Genomic DNA, 17,661 nt, shown 5'->3' with positions numbered 1-17,661 from the left:
TAACGTGCCCTTAGCGCGCTGTCGCCTGCGAAGAAGAGGGGTATGGCGTGGAAGGTTGCTCTGCTTTGTCGGATGCGGCTCCCAGGCCCACGGCCACGGCGGCCAACAACGCTGCAACGCCTCGGGCGATGTAGAACACGGCTTGCGCACCCGCCATTTCGGGCTCGGCGGATGACGATCCACCAAGATGGGACGGCCCGGCATGGCGCGTGGCCCGATGGGCTGCCGGATCGCGATGGGCACGTGGCGCGGGTGTGCGGTGTGTCGAATGAGGCTGCATGTGCGACATGGCGGTTCTCTTCACGCTCAAACGTGCAACCAGGCGCGCCAGAACAGCAGCGCTGTCATTGAAAAGCCGAATGTGGAAATCAACGTCCGCACAACCGGCACCGGCAAACGCTTGCCCACATGCGCCCCCATATAGCCACCCAGCGCGGCGGCCACCAGCATGACCAGCGTCTGCGGCCACCACACCATTCTTGCCAGCGCAAAACACGCCACCGCCACCAGGTTGGTCGCCCCCACCAGCAAGGTGCGTGAGGCGTTCAGTGCTTTGATGTCGTCGTGGCCGAACAGTGCCCAGACGGCCATCATCATGATCCCGACCGCGCCGCCAAAGTAGCCGCCATAAACGGCCAGCGCACCTTGCGCGATCAGCAGTGTTGTCCGCCCGATCTGCACGCGCCGACGCAGCCACGCACCGGCCTGTTTCCCAAAGGTGAATGCCAGCGAGCCGATCAGCAGCAGCCACGGCACGATGAAATCGAACGCGCGAGACGATGTGTTCATCAACAGCAGCGCGCCGAGCAGCCCGCCCACAAGGCTGATCCCGACCATCGCCTGCATCGAGACGTGTCCGAACCCGCGATAGTCCGCGCGATACGCCCACGCCGATGTGGCCGCGCCGGGCAGCAGTGCCACCGTGCTCGACGCATTGGCAAACACCGACGGCACACCCGCGAACATGAGCGCGGGCAGGGTAACAAACGAGCCACCGCCCGCCAGCGCATTCATCATGCCGGCGAGCAGGCCCGCGCCAAAAAGCAGCAGCGTGGCGGATTCCATTGGGGGCGATGTCTACGATGTTCTGTTTTTAGGTGCCTCAGTTTCGGACCCGGGCGACCCCGCCACAATCTGCGATACATTGACCGAGCCTCAGTGTGAGGCTGAGGCAGACTCCAATTTTGAGAGGTATCGTGCGCTTCGACCTGACCGACCTCCGACTCTTCCTCCATACCGCCGAAGCCGGCAGCATCACGGCGGGCGCCGAACGCGCGCACCTCACATTGGCATCGGCCAGCGCGCGCATCCGCGGGATGGAAGACACGCTTGGCGTGCCCCTGCTCACGCGCAACCGGCGCGGCGTGGAAACGACCGCTGCGGGCCGTACGCTCGTCCACCACGCCCGCGTCGTTCTCCAACAGATGGACCGCATGCGCGGTGAGCTGGGCGAATACGCGCGTGGCCTAAAGGGCTACGTGCGGCTGCTTTCCAACACGGCGGCGATGACCGAGTTCCTGCCGGAAACGCTCAGCGCTTTTCTGGCCGCACACCCTGAAGTCGATATCGACCTGGAAGAGCTGGTCAGCCACGAGATTGTCGAAGCGATTGCGCAGGGGCGCGCCGACATCGGCATCGTCAACGACGCGGTCGATCTGTCGGGGCTGGAAACCTTTCCGTTCCGCCACGACCGCCTCGTGCTGGTGACCGCGCGCGACCATCCGCTGGCCGAGCGCCGCGAGCTGGCCTTCGTTGAAACCTTGCAGGAAGATTTTGTCGGCCTGACAGGCGACAACGCATTGCAGGCGTATCTGGCGGGGCACGCCGCACGCGCCGGCCACCGGCTCAAATATCGCGTGCGCCTGCGCAGTTTCGACGCGGTGTGCCGCATGGTGGAACGCAACGTGGGCGTGGGCGTCATTCCGGAGCATGCGGCGATCCGCCTGCAGCGCTCCATGGGCATCCGCCGTGTGCGCCTGACCGACGCCTGGGCGACGCGCCTGCTGCGCATCTGCGTGCGCCATTTCGATGACCTGCCTGTCTTTGCGCGCCAGTTGATCGAGCATTTGCGCGAGGCCTGAGCAGGGAGCGCGTCCGTCATTTGATGGATAGATGCTGTTTGAACTCGCGCGGGTGAAAACGCGTCGGTACACTGCAAGCAGTTGCGGGCCGCACAGCGCCACAAACGTGCGGCGCCGCACCAACCCTCCGCTCATGGAGCACATCATGGCGTCTGCCGGTGTTCCCCCTGGTGTTCCGCCGATCGGCCTGTTGCACGCGGCGCGCGCGCTGCGCATCTACCGGCGCCACGAAATCAATGCGCTGGCGTGGATCGCGCTCGGCCTGTGCCTGCGCAGCCCGGCGCTGATAGCGGCTATCAGCGTTGCGTTGCTCATCGTGTGCGCGTGGTCGCTTACGCGGCACATTCAATATATGAAGCCCCTGTATGAATTGCCGGTGTTCAGCCGCTTGCTGTCACACAGCGGCATGGCGTTCGCGGCCATCAATGCGGCGCTGCTGGCGGTGGAGCTGGCCACGGGGGCCGGGCGCGGCGCATGGTTTGATGCCGACGGCTGGCTTGCGCCGGCCTGGCCGCAGATTCTTCCGGACATGGCCGGCACCATTGAGCTGATGCTGGTGGGCGCCCAGTGGATCGTCGTGCTGGGTGTGGTCGTGGCTGCAACGGCCTGGGCGTGGCTGAGCCTGGGCGGCGGCCGATCGCTGCGTTTTCCGCCGCGCTCGCAATGAGCGCATGGCTCGGGAGAATCCGGGCTGGTCTGGCGGAGGAATTCCTCCTATAAGTGGCGATGTCGGTTGCAGGTGCGTTTCCGTAGCGCCCGGACGAGGCGCGTGCAGTTGGAGCGTGCGTAACACCACGCTCCGAACCTCAGGAGACAGGCATGACATCGCTGGACGCTTTCCTGCGGTGCCGCGACTTTCTGCTCGCGCACCGTGAGGATTACGACACCGCTGTGCGCGATTTTGCATGGCCCCAGTTGGACCGCTTCAACTGGGCGCTGGATTATTTCGACGTCATGGCCCGCGGCAACGACGCCATCGCGCTCTGGGTCGTCGACGACCAGGGCAACGAGACGCGGCTGTCGTTCGCGCAGATGGCCGAGCGGTCGGCGCGCGTGGCCAACCATTTGCGGGCGCTTGGTGTGCAGCGTGGAGATCGCATCCTGCTTATGCTCGGCAACGTGCCCGGGCTGTGGGATGTAATGCTCGCCAGCATCAAGATCGGCGCGGTCATCATCCCGGCCACCACGCTGCTCACCGCCGAAGACCTGCGTGAACGCATTGCCATGGGGGAGGTGAGTCACGTGGTGGTGGGCGCGGCGGACTGCGCCAAGCTCGACGCCGTATCGGGCACGTTCACACGCATTGCAGTCGGTACGGACAAGGCGCCGGCCGGCTGGCACCGCTTTGAAGACGCCTACGATGCCTCCGCCGAATTCACCCCCGACGCGCCCACGCAGGCGAGCGATCCGTTGCTGCTGTATTTCACGTCCGGCACCACGTCCAAACCCAAACTCGTGATGCACACGCATGCGAGCTATCCGGTCGGGCATCTGTCCACGCTGTACTGGATCGGCCTGCGTCCGGGGGATGTGCACTGGAACATCAGCTCGCCCGGCTGGGCCAAGCACGCGTGGAGCTGCTTCTTTGCGCCGTGGAATGCCGGCGCCACCGTCTTCATCTACAACTACGCGCGCTTCGAGCCCAAAGCAGTGCTGGATGTGCTCTGCCGCGCCAAGGTGACGACGCTGTGCGCACCGCCCACGGTCTGGCGCATGTTGATCCAGGAAGACTTGGCCGCGTGGAAGCCCGCCCTGCGCGAACTCGTGGGCGCGGGCGAGCCGCTCAACCCCGAGGTGATCGAACGGGTGCGCGCGGCGTGGGGCATCACCATTCGCGACGGCTACGGCCAGACCGAAACCACCTGCCAGATCGGCAACAGCCCGGGGCAGCCCGTCAAGGCAGGCTCGATGGGTCGGCCGCTGCCCGGATACCGCATCACGCTGCGCGACCCCGACGGCCACGAAGCCGAAGAGGGCGAGATCTGCATCGAATTGGGTTCACGGCCGACCGGCCTGATGGAAGGCTACGCCGGCAACGCCGACAAAACCGCCGAAGCCATGCGCGGCGGCGTGTATCACACCTCCGACATTGCGGCGCGCGATGCGAGCGGCTACCTGACTTACGTCGGCCGCGCCGACGACGTATTCAAGGCATCGGATTACCGTGTCAGCCCATTCGAGCTTGAGAGCGTGCTGATCGAGCACCCGGCCATCGCAGAGGCCGCCGTTGTGCCGAGCCCCGATCCGTTGCGCCTGGCTGTGCCGAAGGCTTTCTTGGTACTGCGTGCGGGGCACGAGGCCGGCCCGGAACTGGCGCGCGACATCCTCCGGTTTTGCCGCAGCCGATTGGCTTCCTACAAACGCGTGCGCCGCATCGAATTTGCCGATCTGCCCAAAACCATCTCGGGCAAGATCCGGCGAGTCGAACTGCGCATGCGTGAAGCCGCGCGCAGCGAGAACACCGCTGGCGTGCGCAACCTGCAGGAATATTGGGAAGAGGATTTCCCGGGCGATTGACCCGCGTTGAGCTTTGGCACCCACGGAACGTGCGGCCCCCCGACCGCACGTTCCGCTGCGCCAGCGCTGATTGATATCAGCGCGACGAGCGAGGAACCAGGCGCAATTGACGTGCGCGGTCCAGGTCGTAGGCCGGCACGCCACCGTACGGCAAAGATGCGCGTGAAGCGGCCAGGTCGCGGCCGCGCACAATGACCGGCGCGAGCGAGCCTGCACGGATCAGGTCCGATGCAGCCAACTCGATCCAGTCGCGGTAATTGCGATAGACCTCTTCGGCCGTGATCTTCTGATGCGCGCAATCGCAGAGCGACAGCGCTTCGGAGGTGACGAAACAGCTGACGACCTTGCCGTCGACGATGGCTTGGAAGAACAGGTCGCCTACGGACCTGAACGTCTTGCCGGTGAATGAAATATTCATGATGCTCCCCCCATTGATCAGGCGCGCCGGTTGAATGACGTGCCCCACATGCCGCTTTCGCGGCGCAATGGTCACATGCAGGAGCGTGATTTCCGAATGGAGGGATGACGATGCTCCAGACGTTGAATCCGTCCGGATGCGATTGACCCAGTGAAGCGGGTCGGACTATCCCTCGGTGCCGTTATGCCGGTCTGTCAATTCGGTGGTTGACTGCGTGTTCGCTCTCGCGCTGCGACCTTCCCCGTACAAAATTCCGTTATGTTTTTATGGCTACCACAATCGATGCAGCAGTCCGACACCTACGGTAATCGAGATGGCCAGCAGCCAGAGCAGAATGGTGGAGGCGCGCGTCGCCGGAAGACGTGTTTGAAAAAGGCGCCGACGCGTAGGAATCATCTGCCAATTGGCAGGGTGACGTTCCCACCCCAGCCGGGCAGTCAAGCCCGCTGTTTCCCGTTTGATTGTTCCCATGGCCGCTCCCGAAAGCTCGCCGCTGCCGCGTATTTACTTTTATTTAAATCTACTTTTCTTCGGTTGCATTCTAGGACACTCTCTGCAGACCGCCAGCGCCCCTTGGCATGATTCTTATCCTCCATTTGGCTCATAAACGGTAGGTTTAGGACATATTGGGGGTTCAAATAGGAAGTGATATTCATCACCTGCGAAGATGATTAATCGATGCGCAAACGCTTACGTTTGAAACGCATGACGATGGCGCCCCGCAACCTGCCTGCAAGGTGCCACCGATACAGTCACGCGCGTTTCGTGGATGACTTGTTGCAAGACTGCACAGCAACAAGCGCCCGAGCGTAAAACAGCGAAATGCCACGCACCTGCGTTACAGTGCCGCCGGGCTGGCAAGGCAACACAGAACGAGCAGGACATCGACATGACGCAAGCAAGACGCGCCCGGAACAACAGGGCGTTCGCAGGGTTCGGGCAAGGGGGGCGTGCCGCTTTGGTGGCATGGGCTGCATTGGTGGCAGGGGCCGCCGCCCACGCCGCTGCGCCGAGCCTGGCAGCGCGCCGTGCCGCGGTGCAATCAACACTGGCGCATGCCGGCAGTTGTCAGCGTCTAGGCGATTACTACTGGGAAATCGGTGACGCCCACGGCGAGCTGATGCACGGGCAGCAGGGCCAGCGCATCGGCGCCAACAAGACGGTGCGGTTGGCATCGGCCTCCAAATGGATATTTGGCGCCTACGTGGTCGAGCGTGCGCAAGGCAAGCCCACACCCGCCGAAATCGACGCGCTCACCATGCGCTCGGGCTACGACGGGCTCAATCCGTTGCTGTGCAATCGCAATGACACCGTGCAAAGCTGCTTTGCGCGCGGTCGCAACGCGACCTTCACGCCCGGGCACGTCGGCCGTTTCAGCTACAACGGCGGTCATGATCAGAAGCTGCTGATCGATCTCGGCCTGGGCCGCGCCGATGCCGAAGCGCTCAACAATGACCTCGACCACCAGCTTGCCAATGCACCGGGCCTGCGCGATGCCGGCAAGCCGCTCGGCATCCGTTATCTCGCGCCCGAACCGGCCGGCGGAATGATCGCCACGCCGGCTGCTTACGGCCAGTTCCTGCGTCGTCTCATCCGCGGTGAATATCAGCTCGGCAGGATGCTCGGCCAGCATGCCGTCTGCACCGAGCCCGGCACATGCCCAACTGCCGTCAGCACGCCCGCCGCGCTGCCATGGCATTACGCGCTCAATTACTGGATCGAGGATCAGCCCGGCGGCGACGGCGCGTTCAGTTCGGCCGGGGCGTTCGGCTTCTATCCGTGGATCACCGCTGACAAGCGGTACTACGGCATGCTCGTGCGCGAGACCCTTGGCCCACGCGCCTATGTGCGCAGCGCGGCATGCGGCGCGCTGATTCGCCGTGCCTTTGCCGAAGGCAAGCCGCAGCATTCCGCAGAAGGCGCTGGCAGCGCCGATTTCGCCGACTGACGAACCCCGCAGATCAAGCGGACAAGCCATCGCCTAACGTGGTGGGAGGTGGCGCCGCATCCTGCCGGCACCCTCAGCGCCGCGGCACGCCGGTTGCGACGCACGGGCCACCTACCTACATGGAGATGGCCCATGGTCCGGCACCCCCTGCACGGCAGCGAGCGCACGATTCCTGAAGACGCACGCATTCTCGGCGATGCGCACCCGGCGGAGCAGATCCGGGCGCTTGTGCAATTGCGCCGGCCGAACGAGGCTGAACTCGATGCGCGCCTGTCGGGCTGTGTTCACGCGCATGCCGCCGGGACGCCCCCGCCCACACCGCTGACCCGCGAAGAATGGGCCGCCCAGTTTGGCGCCACTACGGACGACATCGATGCCGTCCGCGCCTTTGCTCGCGAACACCGTCTGCAAGTGGTGGAAGTGAACGTGGCCGCCGCCACCGTCACGCTCGAGGGCTCCGTCGAACAGTTCTGCCGCGCGTTCGATACGCACCTGCACCGCGTGGCACATGGCGATTGCGAATACCGCGGGCGTTCCGGCCCGCTGCGGTTGCCGGAGTCATTGCAGGACGTGGTTGTTGCCGTACTGGGGCTCGACTCGCGCCCACAGGCGCAGCCGCATTTCCGCTTCGTGCCGCTGCCTGCCGGGTCGACTGAGCCGGGAGGCATCCGGCCCGCGCGTGCGGTCCCCACCGCGTCGTACACACCGATGCAGCTCGCGCAGCTCTACGGCTTTCCGCAGGGCGACGGCGCGGGCCAGTGCATTGCGTTTATCGAACGCGGCGGCGGCTACCGGCAAGACGGTCTGCGTGCGTACTTCCAGGAGCTGGGCGTGCCCGTGCCGACGGTGACGGCCGTGCCCGTCGGGCAGGGCGCAAACCGCCCAACCGGCGACCCGAGCGGGCCCGACGGCGAAGTCGTGCTCGACCTGGAGGTGGGAGGCGCAACTGCGCCGGGCGCCACGCTGGCCGTGTACTTCAAGGTCAATACCGACGCCCGCCACGATGAGCCTGAACGTGGATTTGAAGGTGTTTTCCGCCAACGGCTACTACGACTTCGTCACGCCGTTCTACCAGACCATGCTGGATCTGAAGGCGATGCCCTTGCTGGATGCCGATGTGCGCAAGAACCTGTCGGCGGGGTTCTATCCGTCGGGGCTCATGGTGTACCTGGACGGCGGTTCGCGCACGGCACTGAAGGCCGACCCGGCGCGCCTTTGTGACGCCGCCACGACCGACCACCAAGCCGTCGCGCGCATCCGCATGCTGCAGGCGCGCAAGGCCTGAGGGGCGGACATGCCGGCCGCGCCACGCAGTTTGCGGATCAATAGCCGCGGTAGTACGGGTGGTAGTAATGCGGGCGATCGTAATAGCCGCCGGCCGGCACCACCACGCAGGCGCTCAGCGCAGAGGTAGCGGCAGCAGCAAGGATGAGCAGGGCGATGGTGCGTTTCATGATGAGGCTCCTAGGTGTTGGTGGCCGTTGATCTGGCCTCACTGTATGGAAATGCCTCGCAACCGCGCTTTACGGTTTGTAAGCAAAACTGTGGCGCCCAAGCCGGCAAACGGCCGTCCTCCCGGCGTTGGCAACACTCGCTGCGGGGCCCCCGTAATTCGCCGTTACCTTTGCGGCGAGACTGTGGAGCGGAGGCCGGTCGCCCGGGCGCTGTCAGCGCTGCGCCACAATGTTCTACGAACTTATCGTCACACCATTGACAGATCGTCGAGATCGGCGGGAAATACACCAAACGGCAAACGTTGTGCTTCAAGTTTGAACGCGAGGCGCCGATAGCCGTTTATATAGAGACAGATGTCAGGGCGCCTTGGCCCAGTCGAGGCAGCAAGCCCTGCGGGGACCATGCGATGCGCGCCGCCCAACCGTGCGCATCGGCAACATATCGGGGGGATGCATCATGACGAATTTTCTGGAATCCACCATCGCCTGGGCTGCACCGTGCCTGATCGCCACCGCGATCGTCGTGCCGGCTGTGTGGAACAAACTGCGGGCGCGCCGTGTGCTCGAAGCCATGCATCAGGCGCGCGAACACCACGACGAGTAATCGGCCGATCAGCCCGCCGGGCGATCGCACCTTGTTGTCACGGCAGTAGAAAACGAAAACGGGCGCCAGCAGCGATGCGGCGCCCGTTTGGCATTGTGCGAGGCAGGGTGTGGCGCGTCCCGTTGTGCCGCAATCCTGTTCGCTCAGGCTGCCACGGCCTGGCTTACAACGTCGCGCATGGCGGCGTGTGCGGCTTCCAGGGCTTGTGCGCGGGCGTCCGGGCCCATCGCCAGGCGTTCTGCGCGCACGAACTGCACATCGGTGATACCGAAGAAGCCGAACACGGTCTTCAGATAGGCCTCCTGGAAATCCATGGCGGCGGCCGGGCCGGCGGAGTACATGCCGCCGCGCGTCGACGCAACGATCACCTTCTTGCCACCGGCCAGTCCGACCGGGCCAGTTGCCGTGTACTTGAACGTACGGCCGGCTTGCGCCACGCGGTCGATCCAGGCCTTGAGCTGGCTGGGCACCGAAAAGTTGTACATCGGCGCGCCGACCACGATCACATCGCTGGCGAGCAGTTCATTCACGAGCGTTTCCGAGCGTGCATGCTCTGCGCGGGTCGCGTCGTCAAAATCGTCGGCGCCCGTGGCGCGGAAGCCCGCGGCAATGGCGCCGTCCAGGTGCGGAATGGCTTCGACCGACAGATCACGGTGGACGACGGTGGCGCTGGGGTTTTCGCGGCGCAGCTCGTCAACAATGGCGGCGCTCAGCAGGCGCGAGGCCGAGGCGTCACCGAGGATGCTGGAATCAATGTGAAGGACTTGCATGGTGTCTCTCCAGGAAAAAGGTGGGTTGCTGCAAAGATAGTGCGATGCAGCGAGTTCCAGTAGTGGGTCCAATCGACACATATCGTTCTATGAGTGGGACAATGCGCGGGTGCTTTGGAGAACCGCCATGGAAGACCTGAACGACCTCGTCCTGTTTGCCAGCGTGGTGACGCACGGCAGTTTTTCCGGCGCCGCCAGGGCGCTGGGGATTCCCAAATCGCGCGTGAGCCGCCGCGTGGCGGATCTGGAAACACGTCTGGGGGTGCGGCTCCTGCAGCGCTCAACGCGCGCCGTGCATGTCACGGACGTGGGCTCGGCGTTCTTTACGCATTGCGAATCGATGACCCAGGCCGCCCGCGCCGCCTTCGAGGTGGCCGAGCACGCCGGCGAGAAACCTTCTGGCCGCCTGCGCGTGAGCTGTCCGGTGGGCGTGGCGCATGTGTTCATCGCGCCCGTGCTGTCGAAATTCCTGCGCGCACAGCCCGATGTGCGCCTGGAGCTGGACGTGACAAACCGCCGTGTCGACGTGATAGGCGACGGCTACGACGTGGCGCTGCGCGTGCGCTCGACGCTGGACGATTCCAACCTCGTCGTGCGCAGTTTTGGCGTGAGCGACCAGGTGCTGGTGGCCAGCCCGTCGTTTGTTGCCGAGCATGGCCCGTTTGAGACGCCCGAATCCATGCGCGGCGTGATGGGCGTGGGTGTCGACGGCGCGGCCGGTGAGCGGACGCGCTGGCGCCTGACCGCTCCCGAAGGCGGTGCGGTCGATATCGAATACACCCCCGCGCTGGTGACGGACGACCTGTATCTGATGGGGCAGACCACGCTGGCCGGCATTGGCGTTGCGCAACTGCCGTTCAACCTCTGCGCGGAGCCGGTTCGTGATGGCCGGCTGGTTGTGCTGCTGCCGGGATACCGGTTGCCGGTGCACCAGTTTCACGCGGTGTTTCCGTCACGCCGGGGCTTGGTACCGGCGGTGCGCGCGTTTATCGAATTCCTGGCAGAAGAGTTGCCCGGCATGACGGCAAATGTCAGTCGCTGCTATGAGGACATCGTTCGGCAGCCCGATCGTTGACTCTGCAACGATTGCGAATCGGCAGTATCATCAACGGCTTCGCTTCTCCCATTGGCGCGAGTGCCTTGAGCGGCATGCGCGCACGCTTCCATGTCCTCCCGCCCCAGCATCGAACCGCCCAAGCCAGATACGCCTACTGCGCCCATTGCGTCGGCATCCAGCCCGTTGGATGCGCTACCCGTGCCTGAAATTCCGGTGATGGCGGTGATGGGCGGGCTGATGCTCGCCATCTTGCTGGGCGCGCTGGAACAGACGATCGTTGCCGTGGCGTTGCCCGTGATCGCGGGCGAATTCAACGGCTTTGCGCTGATGGCGTGGCTGGTGTCGGCGTATCTGGTGGCGTCCACGGTCGTCACGCCCATCTACGGCAAGTTGAGCGACCTCTACGGTCGCCGCGCCATGCTGACGACGGCCATCGTCCTGTTCGTGCTGGCGTCGGTGGCGTGCGCGTTGGCGACCAGCATGCCGATGCTGCTGGTTGCGCGCGTGCTGCAAGGCCTGGGCGGCGGCGGCTTGATCTCGGTGTCGCAGGCCACGATTGCCGATGTGGTGCCGCTGCGTGAGCGCGGCCGCTACCAGGGCTACGTGAGCGGCATGTGGGCCATGGCCAGCCTCGCCGGGCCGGTGATCGGCGGCTACCTGACGCATTACCTATCGTGGCGCTGGATTTTCTGGATCAACCTGCCGCTGGGCATCGTCGCGCTGCTCGTCGTGCGCCGCACGCTGCGGCATCTGCCGGTGGCGCATCAGCGTCGCCCGATCGACGTGCCGGGCGTGGTGCTGTTTGCCGCGGGGTTGACCGCGCTCTTGCTGATGATCACCCGGGTGGGGCAGGGCGCGCCGCTCAGGCAGCCCGACAACCTCGGCCTGCTGGCGGGCGCGGTGGTGTTGCTGGGCGCGTTCGTCTGGCAAGAAAACCGTGCCGCCGAGCCGATCATTCCGCTGTCGATGTTCCGTGTGCGCACGGTCACGATCTGCTGCCTGGCGCTCTTCCTGTGTTTCTTCCAGTTGATTGCCACGTCGGTGCTGATGCCGCTGCGCTTTCAGATGGTGGCCGGTGCCAGCCCTGATGCCGCCGCGCTGCGCCTGGTGCCGCTCACGCTGTCGATTCCGCTCGGCGCCTTCATCGCCGGCAAGTGGATGACGCACAGCGGCCGCTATAAGCCGCTGATGGTGGGCGGCGCATGCGTGGTGCCGTTTGCTGTGGCATCGCTGGGTTTGCTGGACCCGCACAGCGTACTGGCGCTCACCCTTGCGATGATCGTGCTCGGACTGGCGATTGGCGTGCAATTCCCGACCGGCCTGGTCGCCACGCAAAACGCGGTGCCCCCGCAGACTGTGGGCCTGGCCACGGCGCTGACGGCGTTCTCGCGCCTGCTGGGTGGCGCTGTGGGTGTGGCAGTGCTGACGTCCGTGCTGATTGCGCTGCTGCGTCAGGCTGCGCCCGAAGCGCAGGTGGCCGCCGGCGGCGACGTGCTGATGGACCTATTCCACGCGGCCCTGGCAAGCAATGGCGCCGACGCCCAGGCGTTGCAACGCGCAGGCGAGAGCGCGTTCCGGCATCTGTTCTTCTTTGCTGCTGCGGTGTCGGTGATTTCGCCGCTGCTGATCGTGCGGCTGGAAGAGAAGGCGCTGCGCGGCAAGGTGTCGCTTGCCGAAGCCATCGAGTAAAAGCCGGGCGCGCTAGGTGGCTGCAGGCGCCAGCGCGCGCCGACGAGCGCGGCGCGCCACGCTGCCGTCATGCAACGCCCAGCGCAGCGTCGGTGCCACGGTCCGCATGGCCGCCGAGGCAAACGCCGCCTGCAGCGGCGGCCGCTTCAGATCGAGCATCTGGATGGCCCACGGTGGCAATAGCTGGATGCCCGCGTCCAGGAAGAGGCGGACCGCTGGACGCAACCCTGGCCGCGGGGCCTGCCACGTCATCAAGACGTCCACCACCGTGCGCGTGCGATCGCTGGCCACCAGCTCGGCGCGCATCGCGTTCAGATAGGTCTGCACGGCCGCCCGCGATTTCGGCACGTCCCGCGCGCCGAGCATCTCGGCCACCAGCGCAGTCTCTTCAAAGTAACGATCCTGCTGCGCGCCGCTCAGGCTGGCATCTACATAGCGCAAATAGCCCGCCAGGAAGCTCGACATTTCGGCCACGTGCACCCAGGTGAGCAAGTCGGGGTCGTTGGCGGAATACGGCCGGCCATCGGGCGCGATGCCCTGCACGCGGTCGTGGATCGTCTTCACGCGGTCGATGAGCGCCAGCGCATCTTGCCGGCTGCCATACGTGGTGCCGGCCACGAACTGCGCGGTGCGGCCCAGGCGCCCTTGCAGGTCTTCACGAAAATTGGAGTGGTCCCACACGCCGGCCAGCGCGCGGGGGTGCAGCGCCTGCAACAACAACGCGCTGATGCCGCCGGCCATCATCGCCGGAAAATCGGCGTGCACCTTCCAGCAGACCGCGTCGGGGCCGAACAGGCCGGGGTCGCCCGGCGGTGAAGCAATGTCGAGGGTAAGGCTGCCGGTGGCGCGCGTCAGGCCGCGGACCTGGTTGGCGATGCGTTCGCGAATGGCGTCGAGTGGCGAGGGCATGGTGCCGAAAGTGCCGGGAAGCACGAGGCGAAGAAGCGCTCATTTTACCGAGCCGCATCGGCGCATGCGTTGGCTGCCGTGATGACAGAACGCCGCATGGACGATGTGCCGGCGCAGGACCATTTGTTGCGACGGCATGTGCATCCGCGCCTCCTAGAATGAAGAACGATTCCACGAGAACGCCATGCCTATGACCCCCCGTCGACATACCGCCTGGTTGTGCTCGCCTGCCCTGATTACCTTGATGGCAGGCCTGTGCCTGAGCTTTCCCGCGCGTGCGGCAGACAACGCGCAAGCGCTGCGCGACAAATACCAGACCGTGGCGCCCCAGCTGGCCGATAACGTGTTCCATCGGCCGTTGGTGCTGGAATCCACCGAAGCGCCCGAACGGCTCAAGAGCGACATCTATAGCGTGCTCGACTACCCGTTCGCCACCGTCAAGAGCGCGCTGGGCGATCCGGAGCACGGCGCTGCCAACTGGTGCGACGTCCTCATCCTGCATCTGAATATCAAGTACTGCCACGCCACGCAGGGTACGGATGGCAGCGTGCTTAACGTGAACCTCGGCCGCAAGGTGGAAGACTCGCTCTCCAGCAGCTATCGCCTCGAGTTCGGTTATCACCCCGTTGCCAGCAGTGCAGATTATTTTCGCGTGGAACTCAGCGCGGCTTCCGGCCCGCTCAGCACGCGTGACTATCACATCATGCTGGAGGCCATTCCCGCGCCGGGCGCCGGCAACCATACCTTCCTGCACCTGACCTACGCGTACGGTTACGGTACGGCGGGGCGTCTGGCGATGCGCACATACCTTGCCACGGTCGGTAGCGGCAAGGTCGGCTTTACCAAGACGGCGGAGTCCTCATCGGGCGGGGAGCCCGAATATGTGGGCGGCGTGCGCGGCCTGCTCGAGCGCAACACGATGCGCTACTACCTCGCCATCGACGCCTACCTGAAGTCGCTGTCGGCGCCGGCCGACAAGCGCTTGCAGCAGCGGCTCAATACCTGGTTCAGCGCCACCGAGCAGTACCCGCGCCAGTTGCATGAAGTCGAACGGCAGGATTACCTGCAGATGAAGCACCACGAAGTCGAGCGCCAGCAGCAGGCGGCGCAGTAACGCTTCAGGCTGGGCGGTAGACCTTGGCGAAGCGCTGCGCCTGCACGACGCCGTAGTCGCCAGGGGCGTACTGGAGCACCCAGTCACCGGCCTGGCCGTGCAGTACATCGCCGGCTTCGGAGCGCGCCATCGAGAACGCTTCGCGCATCTGCTTGGCCAGCACCACGCTCGGCCGGTTGCGGTAGGCGCCAGCCTGACCCTGCGCGAGCGATGCATCGGCGGGGACGTACTTCGCATCGAAACGCTCGCGCGAGACCACCCAGCGGTCGCCGGTTGAACCGGTGATCAGCGCATCGCCGGGGGCGTAGCGATTGGGGCCTTCCAGGCTCATCAGCTCGCCGGCTTCGGCAGCAAAGTCGACGTGGACGGTTTCGTCCTTCACAAAAGGGCGGGCGGCGGGGTCCGTGCGGAGGTCGACGTGTTGCAGGGCGGGCATGAGGTGACGCAAAAGGCGATGAAAGCCCGGTCGGGCGAAAGGGTGTAAGCGTAGCGCAAATGGTCGCCTATCGGCAGTCGATGATCTACCGCTTCGGTCGACCGTACGCTCGCAACTTCGGGCCATGTTTGAAAAGACTTGCACGCGCTCGCAGGCGGAAGCCGTGGGCGCGATGTTGTGGGTGCTGTCGCAGCGCCGGCCGCAAGGCTAGTCGAGCGTCAAGACAGCACCGGGCGGACGTATCTGCGCTCGTAGCTGACTCAGTAGTACCGCAACTCCGTCGCCTTGCCGTGGAACACCTTGTACGAGTAGATCGTGTAGCCGACGATGGTCGGCAGCACGATGGCCACGCCCACCAGCATGAACTCGAGCGATTCCGGCGCGCTGGCCGCTTGCCAGATGTCGAGCCGGTCCACCACGAGATACGGGAAGAGGCTGTAGGCGAGGCCGTTGAAGGCCAGCAGAAAGATGGCGCCGGTGCCGACGAACGGCGCCCAGACGAGGTGTTCATCGCCCTTCGCAATCTGCTGCGGCAGGCGGCGCAGTACCCAGTCGATCAGCAGGAACAGCACGATTGTCACCAGCGGCACGGGCGCCAGCAGGATGATGTTCGGTAGCGCAAACCATTTGTCGAACACGCGAGTGCTGACCCACGGCGTCGCCAGCGACACGGCGGCCACGCCCAACGCGGTAAACCACAGGCTGCCGCGTGCCCACAGCACCGCGCGCAGCTGCAGCGCGCCTTCCGTCTTCATGATGAGCCACGTGGCGCCCAGCAGCAGGTAGCCGGCAATCAGGCCGCCTGCCGTGCAGATCGCAAAGATGACGTTGGCCGCGTCGTACTGGAAGCCGGTGATGTACAGCCCGAGCATCAGGCCCTGCGCTGCGGTGGCAATGACAGAGCCGGCATAGAACGCGCGATTCCACCACGGCTTGTGGTGCGCGCGTGCCTTGACGCGAAAGTCGAATGCCACGCCACGCAGGATGAGCCCGAACAGCATCAGCGCCACCGGCAGATACAGCGCGCCCAGGATCTCGCCATGCGCGGCCGGAAACGCCACCAGCAACAGCCCGACCCCGAGCACGAGCCAGGTTTCGTTGGCGTCCCAGAACGGGCCGATGGAGGCGATCATGGTGTCCTTCTCGGCGTCGTCGGCGCGGCGCAGCAGGATGCCGACGCCCAGGTCGTAGCCGTCCAGGACGACGTAGGCCAGCACGGCGATCCCCATCAGGGCCATGAAGACCACCGGCAGCCAGCCGGCGGGTTGGGTGAGGTCAGGAATGGTGCTCATGCGTGGCTCGCGACGGGCGCGGAAAGTTCAGAGGTGTGCTTGCCGGGGATGTCGGCATCGGTCGGGTCGATGGCGCCGCCGGCCTTGCGGGCCAGATAGAACACCACGCCAATGTAGGAGGCGATGAGGAACGCGTACAGCGCGAGATACATTGCCAGCGTGCTGCCGATCATCCGCGCGGGCACGGATGAGGCGGCCTGCGCGGTGGTCAGCACGCCGTAGACAAGCCACGGTTGCCGGCCGATCTCGGTCACGTACCAGCCGGCCACCACCGCCACCCAGCCGGAGAACGTCATGGCGACGAGGGTGCGCGCCAGCCAGCGCGGCAGTTCACCATTGCGGCGAAGGCGCCAGGCGCTGGTCCACGACACCGCCAGCATCAGCAAGCCAACGCCCACCATCAGGCGGAAGGCGAAGAACACGGGCAGCACGGGCGGATGCTGATCGAACTGATCGAGCCCCCGCACTTCGCCGTCGAGCGAGTGAGTGAGATACAGCGATGCCACCTTCGGCACCGCGATCTCGTAGCGATTGCTGCGCGTTGCTGCATCGGGAATGCCGAACAGCACGGCCGGCACACCGCGTTCGGTTTGCCAGATGCCTTCCATCGCGGCCAGCTTGGCAGGTTGATGTTCCAGCGTATTCAGGCCGTGCGCATCTCCGGCGGCAATCTGCAACGGGATGAGCATGGCGGCAAGCACCACGCCGGTCTTGAGCGCCGCACGCACGTCGCCACCGCGGTCGTTGCGCAGCCAGCGGTAAGCGGACAACCCCGCCAGCAGGAACGACACCGTCAGCCCCGACGCCAGCAGCATGTGCGTGAACCGGTAGGGAAACGACGGGTTGAAGATGATCGCCAGCCAGCTTTGCGGATGCGCACGGCCGTCGATCATCACGTAGCCGGCGGGTGTCTGCATCCACGAATTGAGCGCGATGATCCAGAAGACAGAGATGGTCGTGCCCAACGCGACAAGGAACGTCGCGAATGTGTGGATGCGCGGGCTCACGCGGCCGGTGCCGAATAGCATGATCCCGAGAAAGCTGGCTTCCAGAAAGAACGCGGTCAGCACCTCATACGCCAGCAGCGGTCCGGCGATATTGCCGACGGTATTCATATAGCCAGGCCAGTTCGTGCCGAACTGAAAGCTCATCGTCACGCCGGATACCACGCCCAGCGCGAACGTCAATGCGAAGACCTTCACCCAAAGGCGATAGGCGGCCATCCAGGCCTCGTCACCGGTCTTGCGATAGCGCAGCTTGAAGAACAGAAGCACCCACGCAAGCGCGATGCTGATGGTGGGAAAGAGGATGTGGAAGGTGATGTTGGCGCCAAACTGGATGCGCGCCAGGACAACGGGATCGAGTGACATGG

The 17,661-nt window shown here is 65.1% G+C and carries 16 protein-coding genes and 2 pseudogenes; 10 read left to right on the top strand and 8 right to left on the bottom strand.

The window, feature by feature from the left end:
* Nucleotides 1–306 precede the first annotated feature (306 nt).
* Nucleotides 307–1,065: a sulfite exporter TauE/SafE family protein gene (locus tag AAHM38_RS04045; RefSeq protein ID WP_116575232.1), complete on the bottom strand. Its 759-nt coding sequence runs from the start codon at nt 1,063–1,065 to the stop codon at nt 307–309.
* 131 nt (nt 1,066–1,196) lie between these two features.
* On the opposite strand from AAHM38_RS04045, the gene AAHM38_RS04040 reads away from it, so the two are divergent.
* The 3 genes from AAHM38_RS04040 (at nt 1,197) to AAHM38_RS04030 (ending at nt 4,598) form a co-directional block, all read left to right on the top strand.
* Nucleotides 1,197–2,081 (top strand): LysR substrate-binding domain-containing protein, encoded by an 885-nt coding sequence (locus AAHM38_RS04040; RefSeq protein ID WP_039375943.1) that lies wholly within the window; start codon nt 1,197–1,199, stop codon nt 2,079–2,081.
* A 145-nt stretch (nt 2,082–2,226) separates the two neighbouring features.
* The gene (locus AAHM38_RS04035; protein ID WP_116575330.1) at nt 2,227–2,748 is read left to right on the top strand and encodes a hypothetical protein; all 522 of its coding nucleotides are present in this window, start codon (nt 2,227–2,229) and stop codon (nt 2,746–2,748) included.
* Between the two features lie 152 nt (nt 2,749–2,900).
* Nucleotides 2,901–4,598: an AMP-binding protein gene (locus AAHM38_RS04030; protein WP_116575231.1), complete on the top strand. Its 1,698-nt coding sequence runs from the start codon at nt 2,901–2,903 to the stop codon at nt 4,596–4,598.
* A gap of 76 nt (nt 4,599–4,674) precedes the next feature.
* On the opposite strand, the gene AAHM38_RS04025 is transcribed toward AAHM38_RS04030, so the two are convergent.
* Nucleotides 4,675–5,016, bottom strand: coding sequence for a DUF1488 family protein (locus AAHM38_RS04025; RefSeq protein ID WP_116575329.1), 342 nt, complete (start codon nt 5,014–5,016; stop codon nt 4,675–4,677).
* 889 nt (nt 5,017–5,905) lie between these two features.
* Here AAHM38_RS04025 and AAHM38_RS04020 point away from each other — a divergent pair.
* The 3 genes and pseudogenes from AAHM38_RS04020 to AAHM38_RS04010 all read left to right on the top strand — a co-directional run.
* Nucleotides 5,906–6,964 carry a hypothetical protein gene (locus AAHM38_RS04020; RefSeq protein ID WP_116575230.1) on the top strand — a complete coding sequence of 353 codons (1,059 nt, stop codon included), beginning with the start codon at nt 5,906–5,908 and terminating at the stop codon, nt 6,962–6,964.
* Nucleotides 6,965–7,096: 132 nt separating this feature from the next.
* Nucleotides 7,097–7,552 (top strand): annotated as a pseudogene (locus AAHM38_RS04015) (protease pro-enzyme activation domain-containing protein); the annotation flags it as partial.
* 409 nt (nt 7,553–7,961) lie between these two features.
* Nucleotides 7,962–8,249 (top strand): annotated as a pseudogene (locus AAHM38_RS04010) (peptidase S1); the annotation flags it as partial.
* A gap of 37 nt (nt 8,250–8,286) precedes the next feature.
* On the opposite strand, the gene AAHM38_RS04005 reads toward AAHM38_RS04010, so the two are convergent.
* Complete coding sequence (locus AAHM38_RS04005; protein ID WP_004627564.1) at nt 8,287–8,418, bottom strand: hypothetical protein; 132 nt, start codon at nt 8,416–8,418, stop codon at nt 8,287–8,289.
* Between the two features lie 457 nt (nt 8,419–8,875).
* Between AAHM38_RS04005 and AAHM38_RS04000 the strand changes: the two genes are divergently transcribed.
* Nucleotides 8,876–9,022, top strand: coding sequence for a hypothetical protein (locus AAHM38_RS04000; RefSeq protein WP_165835776.1), 147 nt, complete (start codon nt 8,876–8,878; stop codon nt 9,020–9,022).
* Between the two features lie 143 nt (nt 9,023–9,165).
* Here AAHM38_RS04000 and AAHM38_RS03995 read toward each other — a convergent pair whose 3' ends face one another.
* Nucleotides 9,166–9,792: an FMN-dependent NADH-azoreductase gene (locus AAHM38_RS03995; RefSeq protein WP_116575228.1), complete on the bottom strand. Its 627-nt coding sequence runs from the start codon at nt 9,790–9,792 to the stop codon at nt 9,166–9,168.
* A gap of 127 nt (nt 9,793–9,919) precedes the next feature.
* On the opposite strand from AAHM38_RS03995, the gene AAHM38_RS03990 reads away from it, so the two are divergent.
* Both AAHM38_RS03990 and AAHM38_RS03985 read left to right on the top strand, forming a co-directional pair.
* On the top strand, nt 9,920–10,867 hold the full coding sequence (locus AAHM38_RS03990; RefSeq protein WP_116575227.1) for a LysR family transcriptional regulator: 948 nt from the start codon (nt 9,920–9,922) through the stop codon (nt 10,865–10,867).
* 90 nt (nt 10,868–10,957) lie between these two features.
* Nucleotides 10,958–12,538: an MDR family MFS transporter gene (locus AAHM38_RS03985; protein WP_116575226.1), complete on the top strand. Its 1,581-nt coding sequence runs from the start codon at nt 10,958–10,960 to the stop codon at nt 12,536–12,538.
* Between the two features lie 12 nt (nt 12,539–12,550).
* On the opposite strand, the gene AAHM38_RS03980 is transcribed toward AAHM38_RS03985, so the two are convergent.
* A complete protein-coding gene (locus tag AAHM38_RS03980) occupies nt 12,551–13,447 on the bottom strand; it encodes an oxygenase MpaB family protein (RefSeq protein WP_116575225.1) in 897 nt (298 codons plus the stop codon).
* A 184-nt stretch (nt 13,448–13,631) separates the two neighbouring features.
* Between AAHM38_RS03980 and AAHM38_RS03975 the strand changes: the two genes are divergently transcribed.
* Nucleotides 13,632–14,561 (top strand): hypothetical protein, encoded by a 930-nt coding sequence (locus AAHM38_RS03975; RefSeq protein WP_116575224.1) that lies wholly within the window; start codon nt 13,632–13,634, stop codon nt 14,559–14,561.
* Between the two features lie 4 nt (nt 14,562–14,565).
* Here the strand turns inward: AAHM38_RS03975 and AAHM38_RS03970 are convergent, their stop codons facing one another.
* The 3 genes from AAHM38_RS03970 to AAHM38_RS03960 form a co-directional block, all read right to left on the bottom strand.
* Nucleotides 14,566–14,997, bottom strand: coding sequence for a PGDYG domain-containing protein (locus AAHM38_RS03970; RefSeq protein WP_116575223.1), 432 nt, complete (start codon nt 14,995–14,997; stop codon nt 14,566–14,568).
* A 260-nt stretch (nt 14,998–15,257) separates the two neighbouring features.
* A complete protein-coding gene (locus tag AAHM38_RS03965; RefSeq protein ID WP_004627546.1) occupies nt 15,258–16,289 on the bottom strand; it encodes a cytochrome d ubiquinol oxidase subunit II in 1,032 nt (343 codons plus the stop codon).
* The gene (locus AAHM38_RS03960) at nt 16,286–17,659 is read right to left on the bottom strand and encodes a cytochrome ubiquinol oxidase subunit I (protein ID WP_103519137.1); all 1,374 of its coding nucleotides are present in this window, start codon (nt 17,657–17,659) and stop codon (nt 16,286–16,288) included. The genes AAHM38_RS03965 and AAHM38_RS03960 overlap by 4 nt, the downstream gene beginning before the upstream one ends.
* Nucleotides 17,660–17,661 lie beyond the last annotated feature (2 nt).

The sequence above is a fragment of the Ralstonia sp. OTU4908 genome, assembly GCF_038440115.1.
GTDB lineage: Bacteria > Pseudomonadota > Gammaproteobacteria > Burkholderiales > Burkholderiaceae > Ralstonia > Ralstonia pickettii.
Note: the sequence above shows the minus strand (reverse complement) of the source record. Positions and strands in the feature narration are given on the sequence as shown.

Excerpts from the sequence above, each read along its gene's own strand:
- AAHM38_RS04045 (WP_116575232.1), bottom strand. The coding sequence starts at position 1,065 with ATGGAATCCGCCACGCTGCTGCTTTTTGGCGCGGGCCTGCTCGCCGGC.
- AAHM38_RS04035 (WP_116575330.1), top strand. The coding sequence starts at position 2,227 with ATGGCGTCTGCCGGTGTTCCCCCTGGTGTTCCGCCGATCGGCCTGTTG.
- AAHM38_RS04030 (WP_116575231.1), top strand. The coding sequence starts at position 2,901 with ATGACATCGCTGGACGCTTTCCTGCGGTGCCGCGACTTTCTGCTCGCG.
- AAHM38_RS04025 (WP_116575329.1), bottom strand. The coding sequence starts at position 5,016 with ATGAATATTTCATTCACCGGCAAGACGTTCAGGTCCGTAGGCGACCTG.
- AAHM38_RS04020 (WP_116575230.1), top strand. The coding sequence starts at position 5,906 with ATGACGCAAGCAAGACGCGCCCGGAACAACAGGGCGTTCGCAGGGTTC.
- AAHM38_RS04005 (WP_004627564.1), bottom strand. The coding sequence starts at position 8,418 with ATGAAACGCACCATCGCCCTGCTCATCCTTGCTGCTGCCGCTACCTCT.
- AAHM38_RS04000 (WP_165835776.1), top strand. The coding sequence starts at position 8,876 with ATGACGAATTTTCTGGAATCCACCATCGCCTGGGCTGCACCGTGCCTG.
- AAHM38_RS03995 (WP_116575228.1), bottom strand. The coding sequence starts at position 9,792 with ATGCAAGTCCTTCACATTGATTCCAGCATCCTCGGTGACGCCTCGGCC.
- AAHM38_RS03990 (WP_116575227.1), top strand. The coding sequence starts at position 9,920 with ATGGAAGACCTGAACGACCTCGTCCTGTTTGCCAGCGTGGTGACGCAC.
- AAHM38_RS03985 (WP_116575226.1), top strand. The coding sequence starts at position 10,958 with ATGTCCTCCCGCCCCAGCATCGAACCGCCCAAGCCAGATACGCCTACT.
- AAHM38_RS03980 (WP_116575225.1), bottom strand. The coding sequence starts at position 13,447 with ATGCCCTCGCCACTCGACGCCATTCGCGAACGCATCGCCAACCAGGTC.
- AAHM38_RS03975 (WP_116575224.1), top strand. The coding sequence starts at position 13,632 with ATGCCTATGACCCCCCGTCGACATACCGCCTGGTTGTGCTCGCCTGCC.
- AAHM38_RS03970 (WP_116575223.1), bottom strand. The coding sequence starts at position 14,997 with ATGCCCGCCCTGCAACACGTCGACCTCCGCACGGACCCCGCCGCCCGC.
- AAHM38_RS03965 (WP_004627546.1), bottom strand. The coding sequence starts at position 16,289 with ATGAGCACCATTCCTGACCTCACCCAACCCGCCGGCTGGCTGCCGGTG.
- AAHM38_RS03960 (WP_103519137.1), bottom strand. The coding sequence starts at position 17,659 with ATGTCACTCGATCCCGTTGTCCTGGCGCGCATCCAGTTTGGCGCCAAC.